Origin of the sequence: Longimycelium tulufanense (assembly GCF_014645795.1) — a bacterium.
Lineage (GTDB): Bacteria > Actinomycetota > Actinomycetes > Mycobacteriales > Pseudonocardiaceae > Longimycelium > Longimycelium tulufanense.
The window spans coordinates 56948-72751 of record NZ_BMMK01000009.1 but is presented as its reverse complement, the minus strand read 5'-3'; the positions used below and the strand labels follow the sequence as shown (position 1 = coordinate 72751).

Sequence of the window (15804 nt, the reverse complement as noted above, 5' to 3'; positions counted from 1 at the left end):
CGTATCCGGTGGCCCGTCCACGAAAGTGCTGGTCGCCGGGGTGATTCGGTGCGCCGACCGGGATAAATCACTGCGCCGAACGGGTGAAACTTCAGGTTCGTGAGAACCGTTCGGGTGGCTTCGCTAGTCTCACCCCCGAATATCGACTCCAGGGGGAGAACCATGCCGTTCGCCGCAATGGGTCCCGCCGGCCACCAGCCGGCCGCCGGCGCCACCCCGGGCGCCGCCCCGGTGCTCCGCTTCGAGCCCGCCCAGGTCGCCCAGGCGCTCAGCTTGTTCCGCGCTGCGCTCGACAAGGTAGAGCCGCTCATGCAACAGGCACAGAGCAAGCTCGAGATGAAGCCGATGGCCAGGGACGACGTGAGCGTCGAGGTAGCCCAGGAGATCACCAAGAAGGGGATTGAGGGCAAGACGTCGGCGCTTGCCGCGATCACGGGCTACCACCAGCAGCTCAAGACGATCGTGGAGCAGCTCGAGGCGGCAGCCCGCCAGTACGGCATCGCCGACGAGCGGAGCAGCGTCCAGGTGGAGGGACATCGTGCCTGATCGGCGGTTGGTAGTGGCCGCGGCCCTCGCTGCTGTGGCTGCCCTGGGTGCTGCCGGTTGCTCCGGCGGGAGTTCGGGTGCCCAGCCAGCCCCGGGCACCTCGGGTAGCGAGGCGACCTCTGCTTCCCCGGATCGGAAGCCGTCCGACCGGCCGCGCGAGGTGAAGCTCGATGGCAAGGACCCTTGCTCACTGCTGACTGACGATCAGAAGAAGCGGTTTGCGCTTGACCGACCCCCGCAACAGTCGAAGGACTCCACCTTCAGGGGGGCGTCAGCCTGCACCATTCGCAGTGAAGTCGAGGACATTTCCGCTTCGGTGACGACCATCACGGCCATGGGGATCGAGAATTTTGGTCCTGGGCAGGTGAACGGTGACGTGCGTGAGGTGCAAGTTCAGGGGTTCCCGGCCTACGAGATCCACACTCCCGGCACACCGACCGGGTACGACTTCTGCACGGTCAACGTGGATGTCGCGGACGGACAGGTGCTGCGTGCGCACTACAGCGAAAGCGGGGCGAAGCAACCGCTCGGCAAGGAAGAGATCTGTAAGCGGGCGGCGCAGTTGGCTGACGCCGCGATGACGACGTTGTTGGCGGGCTGAGGTTCGAGGGGGACGAGATGGGCACGTTGGGCTTGTGCCGGAACTGGATGGCGATCCCGCACCGGGAGCTCTACGACAAGATCCACAGCGGCCCCGGCGTCAGCGCGGGTACACCCGTCCAGGACGGCTACGCCGACGTCTGCCGCGGGCTCTACGAGACCGACCAGGAGCTTCAGGCCAGCCTGAACCGGATGGTCGAGGGGTACGAGGGCGCGGCGGCCGAGCAGGCCCATGCGTCCATCCAGACCCTGAAACAGTGGGCCCAGGACGCCTCCGAGGGAACCATGCGGGCCGTCATCGGGGTCATGGGCCAGACGCAGAGCTATGCGCGGGCCAAGAACGAGATGCCGGAGCCGAAGGAGGTGACGGCTCCCGAGGACTCCTTCAAGGGGATCAAGAACTTCTTCGGGATCAGCACCGACCGGCAGGAGCAGGAGCAGGCCGCCAACGAGGCACACCAGAAGGCCGCGCTGGTGATGTCGCAGTACAACACCTCCTCCTCCGATGCCGTCAGTGGCATGCCGGAGTACACGCCGGCGCCCACGGTCGCGGTGGACGTCGCGCCTGCCGGTACGCAACAGTCCTCTGTGGATGGCTGGGGCGGCCGGGACTCGTCCGCGAACAACAACGTCTACTCGGGCGGCGGTGGAACGCAGGGCCACCAGCCCGTGCGCGAGACTCCGTGGACGAACCCGGGTGGTAGCGGCACGGGCTCGCCCAACCAGCCCAACCCGGGCACCGGCGGCTCGTGGACCGGCGTGCACAAGCCGCCGGCCACCGTCGACCCGCAGTGGGTGGCCCCGTCAACCGGTGGCAACCCGCCGCCGGTCCAGGTGCACCCGCCGTACGCCGGTGGTGGCAACCCACCGCTGAGCGGCGGTAGCAACCCGCACGTGTACGGGCCGTGGGGCGTCAACACCGCGCCTTACGGCGGTGCTCCCGGTACGGGTGGGAACGGCCCCGGCGGTGCCGGCGGCCGTGGTCCCGGCGGCTTGGGCGGGCGTGGTGTGCCCGGTGGGTTCGGTCCGGGCGCCGGTGGTGGTCCGGGTGCGCCCGGTGCGGCCGGCGGTGTCGGCCAGGGCGGCGGTATGGGTCGTGGTGGCGCGTTCGGTATGGGCGAGCCGGTGGCAGGTGGTCGTGGCGGTGGCGCGATGGGTGCAGGAGCTGGGCGGGCCGGCATGGGGCAGTCGTTCATGCAGCCGGCTGCCTCCAGCGCGAGGGGCGACGAGGACAAGGAACACCAGCGAAAGTACGTCATCGACGAGGACGCGATCTTCGACGATGATCGCCTGGTCGCTCCGCCGGTGATCGGCGAGCAGCCGCCCCAGCGGTGACCGTGTTCGGCGAGAGAACCGAGCCGGCGACGGTGCTGTCCGCGTCGGCTTACCAGGTGCTGTGGGAGCACCTGGGGTTGCCGTCGATGCCGATCGTCCTCCTGGTGAACCCGCGGGGCTACGAGGAGGACGAGCGGCGGGCGGTCGTCGAAGCGGCCTGGAACGAGCTGCGAAGCAGTGGGCTGGTGGGTGGTCGGGGGATGGATCCCGGCCTCCGCACCATGCTCGAGCTGCTCGCGCGGCCGACCCGCTCGATCGACGTCCGGATGTGGCTGGGGCACGAGGTGCGCGCCCTGGTCGCGGGGGACGGGTACCAGGCGGCGGTCGGCGTCCTGGCCGAGGACCGGTTGACCCTGCGGCTCACGCATCCCGGCGGGCTCTCCCGCACCGCAGCGGGACTGCTGCCGTCGACCCCACCGGGTCCCGGACGGTCGGTCTCGATCGCCAAGGACTTGGCGGAATCAGCGGCGGACGGGGTCGGGCATGACGTGAAGGCGTTCGAGAACTCGTTGCGTGCCAAGGGCGCCAGGGGTTCGGATGCGCACCACCTCGCGGAGATGCTTGACGGACCGGACAAGTACGCCCAGTTCGGGGCGAACATGCGGGACCGTCTTGGCCGGGAGCGCCGTGCCGACCACGTGGTCGCCTGGTACGCGACCCCGAAGGGCGGCTACGTGATGGAGGACCACAGGTCCTTCGACGGCCGGCTGTGGACGACGATCGCGCCAGCGGACCCCCGCCGCATCAGCGGGCAGATCGACCGCCTGTTCCAGGACCTGGAGCGCCAACTTGACACCCGCTGAGGCTGGTTCACCCTCATAGCCGGTAGGCAACTCAGGCCCGGACGCCGCTGGCGTCCGGGCCCGAGGCGTGTTGCGCTCTTGATCAACCAAGCTATAGTTGTTCTACTCGTAGTAGAATAATGGGGGTTGGAGATGGCCGGCACGCGGGACCTGGCACGTAAGGGACGGGCGCGACGGCTCGTACTGGTTCTGTTGCCGTTCCTGGCTCTGGCGATGCTGCCGCGAGTACTGGTCGCGCACTACCGCGACCGACTTCCCGAGCGCGCCTACGTCGACGGCTGGGCCCGGATGATGGAACGAGTTCCGGACCTTGCGCCGAGCTGGGACCGCTGGGCGCACAATCATCTGGGCGTGCTCCTCGGCGCGGCCGTCATCGTCGGGCTCTTCGTGTGGCGCTGGGAGTACCCCACCGGACAGCGTTTGATGGTCCTGATGAGCTGGGGTGGCGCCGGATCGGCAGCGGTGGCGACCGCGCTGAAGGTTGGCGCCGCGCTCGACGCGACCCACGCCGCGGTCACACTCGCCTGGTGGTGGGGGCTGCTCAACTTCGGCCTCATGGTCGTCGGGGCAGTGGTCGGCTGGCTGCTCTCCGGGCCCAAGCCCCGGCTACCGGACGCCATGCTGAAACCCCCGGTGACCGCGCCTCGACTCCGCCTCGGCGCCACGGAACGCGCGGTCTTCACCGCATCGCTGCGCTCCACGCAGCAGTTGATGTGGGGGAGCACCTTCCTCGGCCTGGCATTGATGGCGAGCTGCATCGATGTCGGTCCTCCCGGCATCACACCGCTGTACATGCTCCTGGGGCTCCTGATGTTGTCGCAGGCGACCGCACGATTGCGAATCACGCGAGAAGGAGTCTGTCTCGCCTTGCCCTGGCTCGGCCGACTTACCAGGCTCGTGCAGTACCGGCATATCCAGTCCGCCTCGGTGACACGGCAGAAGGCATCCCTGCAGTGCCTCGCAGGAGTAGGTGACGGTCCGGTGTTCGGCTACACCGGGCGCACTGGGCCAGCGCTCACGCTCCATCTCAGCGACGGCCGCCGGTTCGTCGCCACCGTGGACGACGCCGAGACCGCGGCCGCCCTGGTCAACGCCGAACTGGACCGGCAACGTGGGCCATGCGCCACCGCCGACCAGAAGAGCGTGCCGTGCTGATCACAATCGATCCCGCCGCACCGATGCCGCTGGCTGACCAGGTCTCGGCGTCGGTCCGCGCCGCGCTCGCCCGCGGCGACATCAAACCGGGCGATCGGCTGCCGGCGGCCCGCGAGCTTGCGTCGGCCCTCGGCATCAACCTGCACACCGTGCTGCGCGGCTATCGGCAACTCAGCGACGAGGGCTTGGTGTCCTTGCGCCGTGGCCGAGGCGCAGTGGTGTCCGAAGCCGCAAGCCAGCATGCCGCGCTGGTGGACCTTGCACGTGATTTCGTGGCCGCCGCGCGCCGGCTCGGCGCCACCTCGGACGAGATCGTCGATACGGTCCGCGTCACTCTCGACCGAGCCTGACCAGCCCGGGCCTGGCCAGACCTGGCCCGACGCGCTACATCAAGCGACGTCGAACCACACCAGTCGCCGCGAGCCGATGAGCAACGACAGCTTCAACGCGCTCTCGGCGGACCTGGACTTCATCACCGCATGCAGGTTGTCCCGGACTGGCTGAGGATCTTCGTCGGACTGGAAGCGCTTGCCGAGCCAGAGTTCATCTACGAGCCAGTTCTGCTTCCTGGCTTGCTCCAGACGGTCGTATGTCCGGGCGCTCACCAACGCTCCCCTCGGGTGCGTCCGGATCACGCCGAGCACTTTGTCTCATTCCGGCTCAGCCGAACTCAACGTCTCCGCGATGCGGAGCCGTTGAAGGTGTACGCCGTCATCGGTGAGGCCGCCCTCCGCCTACGTGTGGGCAATGACGAGACGATGCAGGAGCAATACCGGCACCTCGTGTCGCTCGCAGAACGACCGAACATCATCTTGCAGGTGCTCTGGCCAGAGGACGGCATCCACCGCGGCATCACTGGGATGTTCTTCGTGTTGACCTTTGCCGATGCCGAACCGGTCGCCTACGTGGAGATCCAAAACGATGCCATCTACGTCCAGGATCGGAGCCGGGTGCAGACCTACGTGGCGTCGGCCGAAAACCTCCGCTCGGTGGCGCTTGACCCGGAGGCTTCCGTCGCGCTAGTCAAGTCTCTGATCTTCACCTGAGTGAGTGATCGGAGGGGTCGCTGTGTTCACCTTCGACGTGGCAGCAGCACGGTGGGTCAAGAGCAGTTACAGCGGAGACAACGGTGACTGCGTGGAGGTTGCTGCGGTATCCGGACTGCCGTGGCGCAAGAGCAGCCGCAGCGGAGACAACGGCAACTGTGTCGAGGTTGCGCCCGTCTCCCGCTACGTCGCGACCCGCGACTCCAGGAACCCGCTGGCCCGGCGCTGGTGTTCGACCGCGCGCAGTGGGTCGCCTTCCTCGGTGCCGTCAAGGAATGCGCCCTCGACCGCGGGAGGTAGTTACTTGGCGCGCTCGTGATTCGGGTGCACAACCCGTGCCTCGTCGGGGAAGCGCCTTGCCGCCCGGGCCAGGAACCGGATCTTGCGCCGGAGCTTGCCGGGGTAGATCGAACTGGACCATTTGGTGCTGGCAAACCCTAAGCCGGTCTCGAAGGTGCACCCGTGGCGCAGGTTCCACTTGAGCCACTTCTCGAAGGGTGAACCTGGTATCACCTTCTTCGTGACAGGGTCGCTGTGAACCCTGACCTTTCGCGTCAGCAGGTTCAATTTGATACTCGCGTACGGCAGGTTGCCCAGACCGTTCACGTGGAGCGTGGTCCGAGTTGAGGTGCTGTCGTTGAGGTTGCTCTCCTCGATCTGGACTGCCTCGAACCTGTATCCGCAGTATGTCCCGCTGATCCGGCAGACAACATTGGGAATCCGCTTAACCAGTCCTACCGGCTCGACTTCGTAGGCCCATCCCCGGCGCTTCGCCACGATGGGTAGCGCGAACCGGCGAAAGACCCAGGCGTGAGGCAAGCTGAGATAAGCCTGCACGAGCCCCCGGAGTAGCAGCAGGAAGAGCAGCCAGGCCACCGGACCCCAACTCGCCATCACGTGCAGGATCAGGGGCTCTCCCACCGCGAGGTGTAGCTGCATCAGAACTCCAGGTCGCGTCGGATCTCCGAGTCGGACATGTTCTCGCCGGGCCGTGTGGTGTCGTAGATCTTCTTGGCGTCCTTGGCGTATCCGGTCGCCTTGCTGGCGATCTTGTTGAGGTCTGTGTAACTCGTGGATTCCTCGCCCGGCCCGTTCCCGTAGCTCGTCTTGTCTAGGCCGACCATCTTCTTCAACTGGTCCCCCGCGCTCGTCTTGACCTTGTCGCCGAAGGTCTCCCGAAGCATCCGGGTGTAGTTGGTGCTCCCTTCCTCGAGCGTGTCCCGCCAGGCATCCCTCGTGAGCCGCCCGCCCGCGCGTTCCGTAGCGTTGGCAACAGCGTTGTCCTGCGCCTTGGTGAGCGCCTTGCCGCCCTTGCCGGTGGTCGCGTCCATGAACATCTGGCCCAGCTTGGACTCCTTGAGGAACCGCTGGAGCTTGGCGATGACCTCTCGGATCTTGTTGAGGAGCTGGGTCACCTTGCTGATCTTCTGCCCGGCCTGGGCGGTGGTCACGGCCACCTCGCCGGTGGTGGCGGCGCCGGCTGCGGCGGTGGATCCGCCGAACGTGACCGGGGCGGCGGCGAGGGCCGCCAGCCAGGTCACGATGAGCCACTCCACGAGCTCGGTGAGCAGCCCTCGGATGAACTCCTCGACGACCTTCGCGACGATGCTCGCGGTCTGCAGCAACCTGGCGATGTCGCCGGCATGGTCGGCGGTACCGGACACACCCCTGCCGAACCTTGCCAGCTTGGCCTTGGCGGCCTGGGCGGCCGGGCCCTCCCAGTCCGCCAGCTCCTGCTGAACCTGCTCGACGAACTCTCTGCCGAAGGCCACCAGCTCGTTGCCGATCGCGGTGAACTTGTCGCCCGCCGCTTTGAGAGCGTCTGGGTCCCCGGTGACGTAGTGCAGCGCTTCCTTGAGCGGTGTGATGGCGTTGAGCAGGAAGCCGAGCCCCTGGTTGATGAGCCAGCCGAGCGGGTCCGTGGCGATGCTGGCGGCCGTCGTGCCGCACGACGTCACAAACGACGTCGCATCCGTCACGACGGTGGTGACATCAGTCGTGATGGAGAACGCGTCGTCGCCGTTGGAACCGATCTTCAAGCCGTCTTTGATCGTCTTGTATCCGGACGAGACGGGGCCGGGAGCGTTGCTCGCTGCCGTGTCCCAGAAGCCGCCTGGTGGGAGAAGGTTCGAGTCGGACATCTCACCGCGCTCCCGTGTTCGGGGTCTGCGCGGAGGAGTCGAGCATCCGCATCGCCGCCTCAATCTTCAGCTTCGTATGGTCGTCGCACGTGCGGTACTCGGTGGCGGTGTCGGCAAGTTGCTCGCCGGCCCGCTTGACGCCTTCCCCGATCTTGTTCAGGTACTCCTGAAAGTCGCTCATCATGCTGTGGTAGATGTGCACGAAGGCGAGCTGCCCGATGAGGCCGAACGCGAGGTCGGGCACCTCGGCCTGCGTGACCTTCCGCTTGATGGCGTCGGCCTTCGCCTCGAAGTCGTTGACCTTCCTGCCGCAGGATTCGATGGTGTCGAGCTTGGCGCGGAAGTCACCGGGCATCAGTCGTCCTCACGGTTGTAGAGGCTGCGCAGGAAGGCGTCGCCGGGGCTGGTCGGATCACCCGTGCGACCCGGAGAAGCTGGCGGCGTGGGGTCGTCGTCGCGCATGACCGACCGCTCGGCGAAATCCTCCTCTTCGGACGGACGCGCGGGTGCGCTCGGTTCCAACCCGGCCCGAAGCTCTTCCACGGGCCGGCCAAGCATCTGGGCCTGCGTCTCCAACACCTGGTCGAGGACGTTGAGGTCATCGCCGACGAACTGCTGCACCACGGCAGCCTGCTGCCGTGCGGCGCCGGCAACCGCCTCCTGCAACGTCGACATGACCATGCTGCCCAACGCCTGCGGCGACTGCTGGAGCGCCTTCTCGGTGAACTCGATACCGGTCACCGCGCCGCCCGGCCCCGCGGTGACATTCACGCAGCGGTCCGCGGAGTGCGCCGTCACCGAGACCGCGGCGATTTCGTCCTGCATGCCCGAATAGCGCTCCAGACGGTCGTCGACCCGTCGGAGCGACTGCTGGAACCGCTCGAACTCCCGCTGCAGTTGATCAAACTCCGCTGTCACCGTGGGTCCCCTCGGCTTTCGAGCTGATGTTCGGCGACTCGACATCATTCCCGATCGCCGTCCGGCGGTGGGCCGAAGGGCGCAATCGTTCGCAGATGCGAGGGGCGGGCCGAAGCGGCTGGTCATGGCGGGTGTCACTCGATCGGCCGCGGCCGGTCGGCGGGGATGGTGGGCGACCCGATCGGCCGGGCGCGTCCACCTGGTGCCGAACAACTTTGAACAACCATCTTTCCTGCTTCTTTCAATCCCTGGGAAACAAATGGGGAAAATAGTTGTCACCCGGAGTTGTGTTGACGATTCCGTGCGGTGCTGGATAACGTTCTCGTCCGGGTGGTCACGAAGGTTCGAACGGAGGTGGCGAAGCGCGGAAGGGCAGCTCGAGGCCGTCTCGTCCACCTTATCCGTCCGCAAGGTCGTGCATTCCTCTTTTCGGTAGTACTGGCGGTGGTCCGAATTCGACCACCCGTTCGTAAATCGAAGTTGACCGGCGCCGGGAAGGCCCGGGCGACTGTGCGCCCGCGGTCGGTCGCCGCCCGTTTCCGGGTCAGCACGCGAGGGGCGCCGGGCTCAGTCATTGCTTCGTGGGCACGAGCGCGGAGCGAGTCCGGAACCGAGCAAGGAAGAACCGAAGGCGTCGGGCAGTCCGTCCGCCGCCGAGCCATTGAACCGCGAGGTGACGGGCGTCGGGCGCATCGCGCCACATGGCGATGAGCGCAAAGCGAGCCCGGATCCGAGCAACCAAACCAAGGAGTGGATCGAAGCGATGCGACTCGCAGCGAAGTTCCGTCCGGGTAAGCGGCTGGCCGCCGTGGCCGCGTTCGGTGCCGGCCTGGCCCTGGTGGCCGCGTCCCCGGCTTTCGCCGCCCCGCAGTCCATCTCCGTCGACCCGACCACCAACCTGCGGGACGGCCAGACCGTCACCGTCTCCGGGCAGGGCTTCCCCGCCGGCCAGACCGCCTACGCCGCCCAGTGCGGCCGGGTCGGCGAGAAGTTCGGCTGCCACCTGGACGGCTTCGGCAGCACCCGGGTGGGTGCGGACGGCAAGATCAGCATCTCCGTCAAGGTGCGCAAGTCCTTCACCGCGGTGCACCCGCTGACCGGTGAGGTGGGCGGCACGGTCGACTGCACGAAGGAGCCGAAGTGCGTGGTGGGCGCCGCCACCCGCGCCTCGGGCATCTCCAACCTGGTGCCGATCGACTTCAAGTGAACGCGATGACCTTCGGCCGCTCTCCTTACTAGACAGGGGAGTGGCACGGCGGGCGGCCGCTCCCAGGTGGAACGGCCGCCCGCGGAACGAGGAGGGACAATCCAGCCGGCTGTGCCCGGACCCGGCCGGCATCACGGGCGCAGGCACCCGCACGGTGTCGACCTGTGCGCTGTCCTCTTCGGACCTGCGCAGGAGAATCCGACTTCGGCGCAGGCATTCGTGAGCTACGTCACCAGCGGGTCCACTGTGTACACCTCATCTACAAGGACGCCCCGTAGGGCGACCTACAAAGATCAGTAAGGACGGCCCACACGCCTCTCCCGATGAGGAGTGCGTGCTGAACCGGGCCGGGCCTCGGCAGTAGGTGGTGCCGAGCGCCGCGTGGCTCGGTCGGACCGGTGTGAGCGGCCCCATGAGGGACGAGTGGCCCACCCGGCGAGGAGCCGCTGGCATGGCTGGGCGGCCCCGGCACGCACCCGGTCGGCTTCGATCTGGCTCGGCGGCTGCCGCGCGGCTCGTGCGAGTGTCGGTTTGTCGACTTGGGTGGCGCATCTGGGCGGTAGGGGGCTCACGTGCCGAGCGTCTTTCCCGCCAGCTGCTGTCGGGGCCGCCCTGCGCACCCACGTCCCGCATCGGCGCCAGCGGGTACAGGACCCACGCACCCAAGCACGTCTCGCGGTGAGACGCTCCACGGCGACCGTCCGGCTCGGAGAGAGCTACGCCACTCAAGGCCCGGCCACCCCGGACCAGCCGCTCACCGTCGACTCCCGGCCGTGCCGCCCCGGCTGCCCCTAAGATCAGCGGCGAGGTCAGTCCACAAGTCCTGGGACGGGGTGACGGGGTCCGTCGTCGGTGATGGCGGTACCCGCCCGGGGCCGGTCGGGGCGGGTGGCCGGCAGCGCGCACCCCCACGGTGCGGCGTATCCTCTGACATGGGACTTTGTCCCCACCGAGCTGGGTGACCCCCGTTTTGACCCGGTGCGAGAGGGCCAGGTATCTTTGTTAGCCGTGCCCGACTAGCGTCGGGCCACTCCGCGTGCCTGTGAGCGGCGGCTGCCGCGCCGGGAGTGCGGAGCTCCCTCCCACTATCCAGGGGTGCTCGGGTCCTGCGCGGGCCGGAGAAGCGGGCGACACGCCCGACCTCGGGATACGGAGGGCCAACACAGACACAGCTCGCTGAGCACGACACGCGAACGCTACGAGAAAGACGGTCCATGCCCACGATCCAGCAGTTGGTCCGGAAGGGCCGCAAGGAGAAGGCCGCGAAGGTCAAGACCGCGGCGCTGCAGGGGAACCCGCAGCGGCGGGGTGTGTGCACGCGCGTCTACACGACCACTCCCAAGAAGCCGAACTCCGCCCTCCGCAAGGTCGCCCGTGTCCGCTTCGGCAACGGCATCGAGGTCACGGCCTACATCCCCGGGGAGGGCCACAACCTGCAGGAGCACTCGATCGTGCTGGTCCGCGGCGGTCGTGTGAAGGACCTGCCGGGCGTCCGCTACAAGATCATCCGGGGTGCGCTGGACACCCAGGGCGTGAAGAACCGCAAGCAGGCCCGCAGCCGCTACGGTGCGAAGAAGGAGAAGAGCTGATGCCCCGCAAGGGTCCGGCCCCGAAGCGGCCGCTCATCGCCGACCCCGTCTACAGCTCGCCGCTGGTGACCCAGCTGGTGAACAAGGTGCTGCAGGACGGCAAGCGGTCCATCGCGGAGAAGATCGTCTACGGCGCCCTCGAGGGTTGCCGGGAGAAGACCGGCACCGACCCGGTCGTCACCCTCAAGCGTGCGCTGGACAACGTCAAGCCCTCGCTGGAGGTGCGCAGCCGCCGCGTCGGTGGCGCCACCTACCAGGTGCCGGTCGAGGTGCGGCCGGGCCGGTCCACGACGCTGGCGCTGCGCTGGATCGTGACCTTCGCCCGCCAGCGCCGGGAGAAGACCATGGTCGAGCGGCTGATGAACGAGCTGCTCGACGCGAGCAACGGCCTCGGGGCGTCGGTGAAGCGCCGCGAGGACACGCACAAGATGGCCGAGTCCAACAAGGCCTTCGCGCACTACCGCTGGTGATCAGTGGCGGTCGCCGGCCAACGGGCGCCCCGCCTGCGTGGGGGACGAGCCAGTTGACACCGCCGGCTCCGCCGTTTGGACAGCGACCGCTGCAATCTCAGAACGGGGAAGACCGTGGCACGCGACGTGCTGACTGACCTGGCCAAGGTCCGCAACATCGGGATCATGGCCCACATCGACGCGGGTAAGACCACCACGACCGAGCGGATCCTCTTCTACACGGGGATCAACTACAAGATCGGCGAGGTGCACGACGGCGCCGCGACGATGGACTGGATGGAGGAGGAGCAGAAGCGCGGCATCACCATCACCTCCGCCGCGACCACCTGCTTCTGGGCCGACCACCAGATCAACATCATCGACACGCCGGGGCACGTCGACTTCACCGTCGAGGTGGAGCGGTCGTTGCGCGTCCTGGACGGCGCGGTCGCCGTGTTCGACGGCAAGGAGGGCGTGGAGCCCCAGTCGGAGACGGTCTGGCGGCAGGCGGACAAGTACAACGTCCCGCGCATCTGCTTCGTCAACAAGATGGACAAGCTGGGTGCGGACTTCTACTTCACCGTGCGCACCATCGAGGACCGGCTCAACGCCCGTCCGGTGGTGATCCAGCTGCCGATCGGCGCCGAGTCGGAGTTCAGCGGCGTCATCGACCTGGTGGAGATGCGCGCCCTCACCTGGCGTGGCGAGGTGCAGAAGGGCGCCGACTACGAGGTCGAGGAGATCCCGGCCGACCTGGCCGACCAGGCCGCCGAGTACCGGGAGAAGCTGCTGGAGGCGGTCGCCGAGACCGACGAGGCGCTGATGGAGAAGTACCTCGAGGAGGGGGACCTCTCCGTCGCCGAGATCAAGGCCGGCCTGCGGGCCATCACCACCAGCGGTGAGGCCTACCCGGTGCTGTGCGGTTCGGCGTTCAAAAACAAGGGCGTGCAGCCCATGCTGGACGCGGTGATCGACTACCTGCCCTCGCCGCTGGACGTCCCGCCGGTCGAGGGCACGCTGCCCGACGGCGAGACCAGGGCGCAGCGCAAGGCCGACTCCAGCGAGCCGTTCTCGGCGCTGGCGTTCAAGATCGTCACCCACCCGTTCTTCGGCAAGCTCACCTACGTCCGGGTCTACTCGGGCAAGGTGGCCGGCGGCACCCAGGTCATCAACGCGACCAAGGAGCGCAAGGAGCGCATCGGGAAGCTCTTCCAGATGCACTCCAACAAGGAGAACCCGGTCGACGAGGCGCGTGCCGGTCACATCTACGCGATGATCGGTCTCAAGGAGACCACCACCGGCGACACGCTGTGCGACCCGAACGCGCCGATCGTGCTCGAGTCGATGACCTTCCCGGACCCGGTGATCAAGGTCGCCATCGAGCCGAAGTCCAAGGCGGACCAGGAGAAGCTGTCCACCGCCATCCAGAAGCTCGCCGAGGAGGACCCGACCTTCCGGGTCAGCCTGGACGAGGACACCGGGCAGACGATCATCGAGGGCATGGGCGAGCTGCACCTCGAGGTGCTCGTCAACCGGATGAAGACGGACTTCAAGGTCGAGGCGAACGTCGGCAAGCCGCAGGTCGCCTACCGGGAGACCATCCGGCGCAAGATCGAGAAGTTCGAGTACACGCACAAGAAGCAGACCGGTGGTTCCGGCCAGTTCGCCCGGGTGATCATCAACCTGGAGCCGCTGGAGCAGACCGCCGACGGTGCGCTGTACGAGTTCGACAACAAGATCACCGGTGGCCGCGTGCCGCGGGAGTACATCCCGTCGGTGGACGCCGGTGCCCAGGACGCCATGCAGTACGGCGTGCTGGCGGGCTACCCGCTGGTCGGCATCAAGGTGACGCTGGTCGACGGCGCCTACCACGAGGTCGACTCGTCCGAGATGGCGTTCAAGATCGCCGGCTCGATGGCGCTCAAGGAGGCGGCGCGCAAGGCCGACCCGACGCTGCTCGAGCCGATGATGGCGGTCGAGGTGACCACGCCCGAGGACTACATGGGCGACGTCATCGGCGACCTGAACTCCCGCCGTGGCCACATCCAGGCCATGGAGGAGCGCGGCGGCAGCCGCGTCGTCAAGGCGCTGGTGCCGCTGTCGGAGATGTTCGGGTACGTCGGCGACCTGCGGTCCAAGACCCAGGGCCGCGCGAACTACTCGATGCAGTTCGACTCCTACGCCGAGGTTCCCGCGAACGTCGCGAAGGAGATCATCGCCAAGGCGACCGGCGAGTGAGCATCGTGGCGTTGCGGCGGTCGGACGTCGCAACGCCACCCGATGCGAAGCGAGCCACGAGCCGAGCGACGAACTGTGCAGGCGGCGGGCACCGAGCAGCACTTCGCACCCTCGGGCGCGGGGTGTGGCCCGGGGCCTGGTAACTGAATAGGCAACGGGCATGTGAGCATTGCCCCGCGTCCTTCCAGGCACGGGGTGGGCTCGGAGCCGAGCGATCGGACACGTCGAGCCGCGGGCGAGCATCGCGAGCACGCGGCCCGGCAAGACAACCGCGAAGGCGACGGGGGAGCGCCCCCTAGCCGGAACCGCACATCCAGTGCGGGGCCCGCGGGGAGTTGCTCCCCAGGGTCCGCACAACCGGCCCTGACGGCGCCGCTCGAGGTGGATCCACATTCGAACGGCGGACGAAAGAACAAGTCCAGGAGGACACACCAAAGTGGCGAAGGCGAAGTTCGAGCGGACCAAGCCGCACGTCAACATCGGCACCATCGGTCACATCGACCACGGCAAGACGACGCTGACCGCGGCGATCACCAAGGTGCTGCACGACGCGTACCCGGAGCTGAACCCGTTCACGCCGTTCGATGAGATCGACAAGGCGCCGGAGGAGCGCCAGCGCGGTATCACCATCTCCATCGCGCACGTCGAGTACCAGACGGAGAACCGGCACTACGCGCACGTTGACTGCCCCGGTCACGCCGACTACATCAAGAACATGATCACCGGTGCCGCCCAGATGGACGGCGCCATCCTGGTGGTCGCGGCGACCGACGGCCCGATGCCGCAGACCAAGGAGCACGTGCTGCTGGCCCGCCAGGTCGGCGTGCCCTACATCGTGGTGGCCCTGAACAAGGCCGACATGGTGGACGACGAGGAGATCCTGGAGCTCGTCGAGCTCGAGGTCCGTGAGCTCCTCAACGAGTACGAGTTCCCCGGCGACGACGTGCCGGTGGTCCGCGTCTCCGCGCTCAAGGCGCTGGAGGGCGACAAGGAGTGGGGCGCCAAGCTCCTCGAGCTGATGAAGGCCGTGGACGAGAATGTCCCCGAGCCGCAGCGTGAGATCGACAAGCCGTTCCTGATGCCGGTCGAGGACGTGTTCACGATCACCGGTCGTGGCACCGTCGTCACCGGCCGTGTCGAGCGTGGCGTGATCAACGTCAACGAGACGGTCGAGATCGTCGGCATCAAGGAGAAGAGCATGTCGACGACCGTCACCGGCGTCGAGATGTTCCGCAAGCTGCTCGACCAGGGCCAGGCCGGCGACAACGTCGGTCTGCTGCTGCGTGGCACCAAGCGCGAGGAGGTGGAGCGCGGCATGGTCGTCTGCAAGCCGGGCTCCGTCACCCCGCACACCGAGTTCGAGGGTCAGGTCTACATCCTGTCCAAGGACGAGGGTGGCCGGCACACCCCGTTCTTCAACAACTACCGTCCGCAGTTCTACTTCCGGACCACGGACGTGACCGGTGTGGTGACCCTGCCCGAGGGCACCGAGATGGTCATGCCGGGCGACAACACCAACATGTCGGTCAAGCTGATCCAGCCGATCGCGATGGAGGAGGGCCTCAAGTTCGCGATCCGCGAGGGTGGCCGCACCGTCGGCGCCGGCCGGGTCACGAAGATCATCAAGTGAGGTGGTGGGGGAGGTCACCCGGGCTGGTGGCCTCCCCCACCCCGGTTTGGAATGCCGCACCCAGGTGTGGCATTCTGTACGGGTTGCTCGTTCGGGGCGGTCGGCTCGGCTCGCCCAGTGCCCGGCACTGTGTGGTTCGGCCGGCCG

The 15804-nt window shown here is 67.5% G+C and carries 18 protein-coding genes; 13 read left to right on the top strand and 5 right to left on the bottom strand.

Features of this window, described 5'->3' with window-relative positions; genetic code table 11:
• The first annotated feature begins 162 nt into the window (after positions 1 to 162).
• From IEY55_RS11540 to IEY55_RS11515, 6 genes are all read left to right on the top strand, one after another.
• On the top strand, positions 163 to 546 hold the full coding sequence (locus IEY55_RS11540) for a PE domain-containing protein (RefSeq protein WP_189056911.1): 384 nt from the start codon (positions 163 to 165) through the stop codon (positions 544 to 546).
• Positions 539 to 1147 (top strand): DUF3558 domain-containing protein, encoded by a 609-nt coding sequence (locus IEY55_RS11535; protein WP_189056909.1) that lies wholly within the window; start codon positions 539 to 541, stop codon positions 1145 to 1147. The genes IEY55_RS11540 and IEY55_RS11535 overlap by 8 nt, the downstream gene beginning before the upstream one ends.
• A gap of 17 nt (positions 1148 to 1164) precedes the next feature.
• A complete protein-coding gene (locus tag IEY55_RS11530) occupies positions 1165 to 2481 on the top strand; it encodes a PPE domain-containing protein (RefSeq protein ID WP_189056907.1) in 1317 nt (438 codons plus the stop codon).
• Positions 2478 to 3284, top strand: coding sequence for an ESX secretion-associated protein EspG (locus tag IEY55_RS11525; RefSeq protein ID WP_189056905.1), 807 nt, complete (start codon positions 2478 to 2480; stop codon positions 3282 to 3284). Before IEY55_RS11530 ends, IEY55_RS11525 begins: the two co-directional genes overlap by 4 nt.
• Positions 3285 to 3416: 132 nt before the next feature.
• A complete protein-coding gene (locus tag IEY55_RS11520) occupies positions 3417 to 4439 on the top strand; it encodes a hypothetical protein (RefSeq protein WP_189056903.1) in 1023 nt (340 codons plus the stop codon).
• Positions 4433 to 4789: a GntR family transcriptional regulator gene (locus IEY55_RS11515; RefSeq protein WP_189056902.1), complete on the top strand. Its 357-nt coding sequence runs from the start codon at positions 4433 to 4435 to the stop codon at positions 4787 to 4789. The genes IEY55_RS11520 and IEY55_RS11515 overlap by 7 nt, the downstream gene beginning before the upstream one ends.
• Positions 4790 to 4828: 39 nt before the next feature.
• On the opposite strand, the gene IEY55_RS11510 is transcribed toward IEY55_RS11515, so the two are convergent.
• Positions 4829 to 5044 carry a hypothetical protein gene (locus tag IEY55_RS11510; RefSeq protein ID WP_189056900.1) on the bottom strand — a complete coding sequence of 72 codons (216 nt, stop codon included), beginning with the start codon at positions 5042 to 5044 and terminating at the stop codon, positions 4829 to 4831.
• Here IEY55_RS11510 and IEY55_RS32010 point away from each other — a divergent pair.
• On the top strand, positions 4940 to 5485 hold the full coding sequence (locus IEY55_RS32010; RefSeq protein WP_229686298.1) for a DUF5753 domain-containing protein: 546 nt from the start codon (positions 4940 to 4942) through the stop codon (positions 5483 to 5485). The two genes, IEY55_RS11510 and IEY55_RS32010, sit on opposite strands and share 105 nt — an antisense overlap.
• Positions 5486 to 5489: 4 nt before the next feature.
• Complete coding sequence (locus IEY55_RS32785) at positions 5490 to 5804, top strand: DUF397 domain-containing protein (protein ID WP_308424746.1); 315 nt, start codon at positions 5490 to 5492, stop codon at positions 5802 to 5804.
• Here IEY55_RS32785 and IEY55_RS11495 read toward each other — a convergent pair.
• Genes IEY55_RS11495 through IEY55_RS11480 form a run of 4 tightly spaced genes read right to left on the bottom strand, consistent with a single transcriptional unit; the run spans position 5786 to position 8544 of the window.
• Positions 5786 to 6424, bottom strand: a complete 639-nt coding sequence (locus IEY55_RS11495) for a hypothetical protein (RefSeq protein WP_189056896.1) — start codon at positions 6422 to 6424, stop codon at positions 5786 to 5788. The genes IEY55_RS32785 and IEY55_RS11495 overlap by 19 nt on opposite strands.
• Complete coding sequence (locus tag IEY55_RS11490) at positions 6424 to 7626, bottom strand: hypothetical protein (RefSeq protein ID WP_189056894.1); 1203 nt, start codon at positions 7624 to 7626, stop codon at positions 6424 to 6426. Before IEY55_RS11490 ends, IEY55_RS11495 begins: the two co-directional genes overlap by 1 nt.
• Before the next feature lies 1 nt (position 7627).
• Positions 7628 to 7981 carry a hypothetical protein gene (locus tag IEY55_RS11485; protein ID WP_189056892.1) on the bottom strand — a complete coding sequence of 118 codons (354 nt, stop codon included), beginning with the start codon at positions 7979 to 7981 and terminating at the stop codon, positions 7628 to 7630.
• Positions 7981 to 8544 carry a YbaB/EbfC family nucleoid-associated protein gene (locus IEY55_RS11480; protein WP_189056890.1) on the bottom strand — a complete coding sequence of 188 codons (564 nt, stop codon included), beginning with the start codon at positions 8542 to 8544 and terminating at the stop codon, positions 7981 to 7983. Before IEY55_RS11480 ends, IEY55_RS11485 begins: the two co-directional genes overlap by 1 nt.
• A gap of 763 nt (positions 8545 to 9307) precedes the next feature.
• On the opposite strand from IEY55_RS11480, the gene IEY55_RS11475 reads away from it, so the two are divergent.
• The 5 genes from IEY55_RS11475 to tuf all read left to right on the top strand — a co-directional run bounded on the left by IEY55_RS11475 (position 9308) and on the right by tuf (position 15657).
• Positions 9308 to 9751 (top strand): enediyne antibiotic chromoprotein, encoded by a 444-nt coding sequence (locus IEY55_RS11475; RefSeq protein WP_189056888.1) that lies wholly within the window; start codon positions 9308 to 9310, stop codon positions 9749 to 9751.
• Positions 9752 to 10965: 1214 nt separating this feature from the next.
• Positions 10966 to 11340: a 30S ribosomal protein S12 gene (rpsL, locus tag IEY55_RS11470; RefSeq protein ID WP_189056886.1), complete on the top strand. Its 375-nt coding sequence runs from the start codon at positions 10966 to 10968 to the stop codon at positions 11338 to 11340.
• The gene (rpsG, locus tag IEY55_RS11465) at positions 11340 to 11810 is read left to right on the top strand and encodes a 30S ribosomal protein S7 (RefSeq protein ID WP_189056885.1); all 471 of its coding nucleotides are present in this window, start codon (positions 11340 to 11342) and stop codon (positions 11808 to 11810) included. Before rpsL ends, rpsG begins: the two co-directional genes overlap by 1 nt.
• Before the next feature lie 114 nt (positions 11811 to 11924).
• Positions 11925 to 14027: an elongation factor G gene (fusA, locus tag IEY55_RS11460; RefSeq protein WP_189056883.1), complete on the top strand. Its 2103-nt coding sequence runs from the start codon at positions 11925 to 11927 to the stop codon at positions 14025 to 14027.
• A gap of 436 nt (positions 14028 to 14463) precedes the next feature.
• Positions 14464 to 15657 (top strand): elongation factor Tu, encoded by a 1194-nt coding sequence (tuf, locus tag IEY55_RS11455; RefSeq protein WP_189056881.1) that lies wholly within the window; start codon positions 14464 to 14466, stop codon positions 15655 to 15657.
• The last annotated feature ends 147 nt before the right edge of the window (positions 15658 to 15804 follow it).